The 2,908-nt window shown below is 66.4% G+C and carries 4 protein-coding genes; all 4 read right to left on the reverse strand.

The window, feature by feature from the left end:
• Nucleotides 1-84: 84 nt before the first annotated feature.
• Entirely contained in the window at nt 85-366 is a 282-nt protein-coding gene (locus AWT75_RS20265) for a hypothetical protein (protein ID WP_062791549.1), read from the reverse strand.
• Entirely contained in the window at nt 363-1,040 is a 678-nt protein-coding gene (locus tag AWT75_RS23295; protein WP_239689688.1) for an FAD-binding protein, read from the reverse strand. The genes AWT75_RS20265 and AWT75_RS23295 overlap by 4 nt, the downstream gene beginning before the upstream one ends.
• An 82-nt stretch (nt 1,041-1,122) precedes the next feature.
• Nucleotides 1,123-1,470 carry a hypothetical protein gene (locus AWT75_RS23300; RefSeq protein WP_239689689.1) on the reverse strand — a complete coding sequence of 116 codons (348 nt, stop codon included), beginning with the start codon at nt 1,468-1,470 and terminating at the stop codon, nt 1,123-1,125.
• Between the two features lie 61 nt (nt 1,471-1,531).
• The coding region (locus AWT75_RS20275; protein WP_062791551.1) for a (Fe-S)-binding protein at nt 1,532-2,908 on the reverse strand (1,377 nt) is incomplete at its 5' end.

The raw sequence follows: 2,908 nt of genomic DNA on the forward strand, positions 1-2,908 counted from the left end.
CCAGGCGGTGCAAGCAAGGCAGCAGGCAAGCGGCCATGGTGGCGACCAGGGCACGCACTGCACAGCAGTGATGCGCCCACGCAATCAGATGTCGGGGAGACACAGCACCATGTCGACACCCTGCAAGGCCGAGCCCAGCGCGGCCAGCACATCGCTGTCCGGGCTCAGGCTCAGGCTGTGGATATTGTCCGCACCACGGGCCAGATAATCGGCCAGCGCGGCATCGTCGGCGGCACCGGCATACCAGACTTGCAGCTCACCGGGCAGGCGCTGCGCCAGCGCCAGTGCGGCCAGATCGGCCTCGCCGGCACAGGGACGGCCGCTGACCGGATGCACGGCCGGGGAAACCAGGACGGCTATTTTCATACTTGCTTCTCCTTGCGCTCACGTCGCACCAGTTGTTCAAACGCACTGATGAAGGACTGGCAGTCGTCGATGATGCTGAGGTCGGCACGCTTGATCATGGGGGCGGCGGCATCCAGGTTTACCGCAATCACATGGCGGCAGGACTTGATGCCTTGCAGATGCTGTACCGCACCGGATATGCCCAGCGCGATATAGGCACTGGCCTGCACTGTCTTGCCGGTGGCACCTACTTGCTTGTCGCGGGTGAAGCGGCCATCGTCCACCGCCACGCGGGACGCACCCACGGCGGCACCCAGGGCTTCGGCCAGCGCCAGAAAGCCCGGCACATTGCTGACGCCATTACCGGCGGACACAATCAGGTCGGCCTCTTCCAGTGCCAGCTCGGAGGCCGGACTGGCGGCACTGCCCAGGTCCTGCACCTGCTCGCTGACGGCTGGCAGGGCAGCGGTTTCCAGCCGCTCGCCCTTGCCGACAAAGGGCAGTTTGGCTTCGGCCACGCCGCGTGCCAGCAACAGCAGCTGTGCGCGGTCACGCAGGCTGAAACCGGCACCGGGCTGGCGACGGCGCACGCCATCAGCGGCGATTTCCACCACATCGGTCACCACCGACAGCCGGGAGCGACAGGCCAGACGGCGGCCCAGGTCGGCATCCTCGCCACGGTCGGCAAACAGCACGGGTATTGCGGGCTTTCCTGCTGCAACAGTTGTTGCAGCAGGGCCAGTTTCTGTTCCGGCGCGTAGCCGGGGTCGGCCACGGTCAGGGCGCGGTCCACGGCCAGTTCGGCCAGCGCTTCCGCGCGGCGTCTTCCATGCCGTACAGCAAGGCCAGTACTTCGCCATCCTTGCCCGCCAGAATGGCCGCAGCGGCAATGGCTTCGCGCGCGGCATCGTCCAGTTGGCCGCGTTCGGCGTGTGCCACCACCAGCAGGCGCTGGCTGAACGGCCCGTTACTGCGCAGCGGCTTGTGGGCCGGGCCGTGGGCCAGCATGGCGGCATCGCGGCTGCCGCTGTCATCGCCCAGCACAATGCGCTTGAGGCCGCTGGGCCCCAGCACCCACGGGCGACGCGGGTCGATGCGCGGAATGGCCTGGGTAGAAAAATCCATCACTTTCTCCTTGTAAGCAGCAGCGGACGGGGCGAAGTCTGTGCTTCTGCCCCGGCTCGCCTCAGGCCAGGCGTTCGGCCACCAGTTCGGCCAGTTCGATCACGTCTGCCCGCTCACCCACCACGCCTTCCAGCATGGCCGTGCAATTGGGGCAGGCCACCGCTACCCGGCCGGTGCCGGTTTCGCGGATGTCATCCATGCGCATGTCGGGGATACGACGCTGACCGGGAATATCGGTAAAGGCCGCGCCACCACCCCAGCCGCAGCAGCGGGCGTCGCGCCCGGAGCGCTGCATATCGACAACTTTGATACCAATACCCTTGAGCACATTGCGCGGCGCGTTGAAGCCATCGTTGTAACGGCCGAGATAGCAGGGGTCGTGGAAGGTGAGCGGCGGCAGCGGCGTGGCATCGGCCTTCAGCGGAATGGCGCGACACGCCAGCAAGTGTTCCAGCAGCTTGCTGTGGTGCCATACGTCAAACTGGCCGCCCAGCGCCGGGTATTCATTGGCCAGGCAATGGAATACGTGCGGATCCGGCGTGACGATGTGGGCAAAGCGGTATTGCGCCAGCGTGGCGATATTGGCCTGGGCCAGCCGCTGGAAACCGGCTTCGTCGCCCAGACGGCGCGCCACGTCGCCGCAGTCGCGCTCGGCTTCGCCCAGCACCGCCACCTTCACCCCGGCGGCTTTCAGTACTTTCACCAGGGCGCGCAATGCACGCTGGTAACGCATGTCGAAAGCGCCCTCACCGGCCAGCAACAGCCATTCGGTTTGCTCGCCCGGCTGCAGCACCGGCAGGTCCAGGTCAATCGCCCAGTGGTAACGCACCGCCAGCGGGTAGCCGCCCACGGTGTCGGTATTGCGCAGATTGGCCAGCGCCTCGCTGCCCTTGCCCGGCACTTCGCCCCGGCTGAGGGTGACGTGACGACGCAGATTGACCACGGTGTCCACATGTTCGATCAGCATCGGGCAGTTTTCCACGCAGGCGCGGCAGGTGGTGCAAGACCACAGCGTTTCTGCCGCCAGCACGCTGCCGACGATGTCCTCACCCGGCTTCACCACCACGGCCGCCTCGCGGCCCGGATGCGGGTTGCCGGCATAGGCCGGGTCGGTGCCACGGCTTTGTGCTGCCACCATGTCCTGGATCAGCTTTTTCGGGTTGAGCGGCTGACCGGCGGCATAGGCCGGACAGGCGGCCTCGCACTTTCCGCACTGCACGCAGGCATCAAAGGACAGCAGACGGTTCCAGGCGAAGTCCTCCACCTTGGCCACACCCAGCTCGCCCGCGGCCAGATTCAGCGGCTTGAGGTCGGAAGATTTACCGGCAAAGCGTTCGGCACGCGGGTGAAAGGCCAGATGCAGCAAACCGGCCACCGCATGTTTCATCGGCCAACCGAGGCCAATGCCCAGCGCCAGTTCGGCACCGCCCAGCGCCAG

The organism is Aquitalea pelogenes (assembly GCF_001515305.1).
Lineage (GTDB): Bacteria > Pseudomonadota > Gammaproteobacteria > Burkholderiales > Chromobacteriaceae > Aquitalea > Aquitalea pelogenes.

Bases quoted from the DNA above. Each gene is read 5' to 3' on its own strand.
- AWT75_RS20265 (WP_062791549.1), bottom strand. From the start codon at position 366: ATGAAAATAGCCGTCCTGGTTTCCCCGGCCGTGCATCCGGTCAGCGGC.
- AWT75_RS23300 (WP_239689689.1), bottom strand. From the start codon at position 1,470: ATGGATTTTTCTACCCAGGCCATTCCGCGCATCGACCCGCGTCGCCCG.